This is a genomic window from Streptomyces pathocidini, assembly GCF_001418495.1.
Taxonomy (GTDB): Bacteria; Actinomycetota; Actinomycetes; order Streptomycetales; family Streptomycetaceae; genus Streptomyces; species Streptomyces pathocidini.
In genome coordinates this window covers 1-2,726 of the sequence record NZ_LIQY01000629.1, presented here as the reverse complement: position 1 = coordinate 2,726, position 2,726 = coordinate 1, and the positions used below count along the sequence as shown (strand labels likewise).

General features: G+C 74.7%; 2 protein-coding genes. Both read left to right on the top strand.

All coding sequences use genetic code 11. The features are described 5' to 3' along the window. Positions 1-1,823 (top strand): NHL domain-containing thioredoxin family protein (locus AOK16_RS23745; RefSeq protein WP_055474173.1); only part of this gene is annotated, 1,823 nt, incomplete at its 5' end. 184 nt (positions 1,824-2,007) lie between these two features. After that, positions 2,008-2,649, top strand: a complete 642-nt coding sequence (locus AOK16_RS23740) for a DUF2690 domain-containing protein (RefSeq protein WP_055474172.1) — start codon at positions 2,008-2,010, stop codon at positions 2,647-2,649. The last annotated feature ends 77 nt before the right edge of the window (positions 2,650-2,726 follow it).

The following is a 2,726-nucleotide window of genomic DNA, read 5'->3' as shown; positions in this document are numbered from 1 at the left end:
CCCGTGTCCGTGCCCCCGAGCTGATCGGCAAGGGCGGTTGGATCAACACCGGCGGCAAGGACCTGGAGCTCGCCGACTTCCGAGGTCGCACATTGATCCTCGACTTCTGGACGTTCTGCTGTGTGAACTGCCTGCACGTTCTGGACGAGCTGCGGGAGCTGGAGGAGAAGCACCGCGACACCGTCGTGATCATCGGCGTCCACTCGCCGAAGTTCGTGCACGAGGCCGACCACCAGGCCGTCGTCGACGCCGTCGAGCGCTACGAGGTCCACCACCCCGTCCTGGACGACCCCGAGCTGGCCACCTGGAAGCAGTACGCGGTCCGGGCCTGGCCGACGCTCGTGGTGATCGACCCCGAGGGGTACGTGGTCGCCCAGCACGCGGGCGAGGGCCACGCGCACGCCATCGCCCGGCTCGTGGAGGAGCTTGAGGCGACGCACGCCGCCAAGGGGACGCTGCGCCGCGGCGACGGGCCGTACGTCGCGCCCGAGCCGGAGGCGACCGAGCTGCGCTTCCCGGGCAAGGCGCTGCGACTGCCCGGCGGCACCTTCCTGGTCTCGGACACCACCCGCCACCAGCTGGTGGAGCTGGCGGCCGACGGCGAGAGCGTCGTGCGGCGGATCGGGGACGGCGAGCGGGGGTTCGCGGACGGGCCCGCCGGGCACGCGCGGTTCAGCGAGCCGCAGGGGCTCGCGCTGCTGCCCGACGGGGGCGTCGCGGTGGCCGACACCGTCAACCACGCCCTGCGCAGGTTCGACCCGGAGACGGGGGGCACCACCACGCTCGCGGGCACCGGGCTGCAGTGGTGGCAGGGGTCCGCCACCTCCGGGCCCGCGCTGGAGGTCAGCCTCTCCTCGCCGTGGGACATCGCCTGGTTCGCCGACCGGCTGTGGATCGCCATGGCCGGGGTGCATCAGCTGTGGACGTACGATCCGGCGGCCGGGGCCGTCGAGGCGGTGGCCGGGACCACCAACGAGGGGCTGGTCGACGGGCCCGCCGCCGAGGCCTGGTTCGCGCAGCCCTCCGGGCTGTCCGCCTCCGCCGACCGGCTGTGGATCGCCGACTCCGAGACCTCCGCCGTCCGCTGGGTCGAGCGCGACGGCGACGGCTTCGCCGTCCGCACGGCCGTCGGCACTGGCCTGTTCGACTTCGGCCACCGCGACGGGGCCGCCGAACAGGCCCTGTTCCAGCACCCGTTGGGCGTGACCGCGCTGCCCGACGGCTCGGTGGCCGTCAGCGACACCTACAACCACGCGCTGCGCCGCTTCGACCCGGCGACCGGCGAGGTCTCCACCCTCGCGACCGATCTGCGCGAGCCCTCCGACGCCGTGCTCGTGGACGGCGACATCGTGGTGGTCGAGTCCGCGCGCCACCGGCTGACCCGGCTCCGGCTGCCCGAGGAGGCGGTACGGGTCGAGGCCGTCGCGCACCGCACCCAGCGCGCGGCGACGGATGTCACCCCGGGCCGGCTCCGGCTGGACGTGGTGTTCCAGGCGCCCGCCGGGCAGAAGCTGGACACCCGGTACGGGCCGTCCACCCGGCTGCTGGTCAGCGCCACGCCCCCGGAACTGCTCGCCGAGGGCGCGGGCCAGGGCACGGACCTGAGCCGGGACCTGGTCCTGGCGGACGGCGCCACCGAGGGCGTCCTGCACGTCTCCGCGATGGCCGCCTCCTGCGACGCCCCCGCGTCCGGCAGCGGATCCGCCGCGGAGGACGAGTACCCGGCCTGCCATGTCCACCAGCAGGACTGGGGCGTTCCGGTGCGCGTCAGCGCCTCGGGCGCCGACCGGCTGCCGCTGGTCCTGGCGGGGCTGGACGCGTAACGCCACCGGCGCACGCCGGTGGCGCGTCGACTCGTCGGTGTGCGCTGGGCGTGAGCCGGCGATCCACGGAATGGCCCAACCGGGCGGTGTGACACGGAAGTTGTGCGGGAACGGCCTGGTCCGGCGGTCTTCCGGATAGCAACATGGCAGGTCAGGGACTGGTTCGACCTGGCCGGAGGTGGCTGTGGCAGCGGACAACGGCGAGGAGCCCGCGGAGGCCCCCGAGTTACCGGCGAGGGGGCGCCGGCGGCGCGTACTGACGAGGGTGCGCTGGCGGCGCGTATCGGCGAGGGGGCGCTGGCGGCGCGTCCGCGACGCGGCGAAGGATCCGCAGAAGCTCGTCGGCGCCACCGTCGTGGCGGTGGTGGCAACGGTCGCGGGGGGCTTCGTGACCGGGCTCTTCGGTGCCGGGGGCGGAAGCGGCGACGGCGGCCGGGCGGACAGCCGGCCGCCCGCCGTGCGGCACTGCAACGGCGCCGCCTGCCACGGCCTGGACGTCGGGAAACTCGGCTGCGACGCCGACGCACAGGTGCTCCAGGACGTGCGGAGACCGGTGCGCCTGCAGATCAAGTACAGCCCCTCCTGCCGCGCCGCCTGGGCCAAGCTCATGGAGGCCGACCCGGGGGACGCCGTCGTCATCACCCCTGAGGGTGGCAAGGGCGCCCGGGCCGTCATCGCCTACGGCCACGACAACCACACCGCCCTGGTGGGCGCCGAGGGGCGGTTCGTGCTGACGGCCTGCGCCGAACCCGACGAGTCCGGCGGCCCGCCGGACTGGCGGCACTTCTGCGTCGAGGCCACGGCCCGGGACGGCAAGCGGCGGTAGGCGCCGGGCAGTCGCGGGGTACGGGCCGGTTGCGGGGGTACGGGTTGGTCAGGGCGTACGGGCCGGGTGGGGCGTAC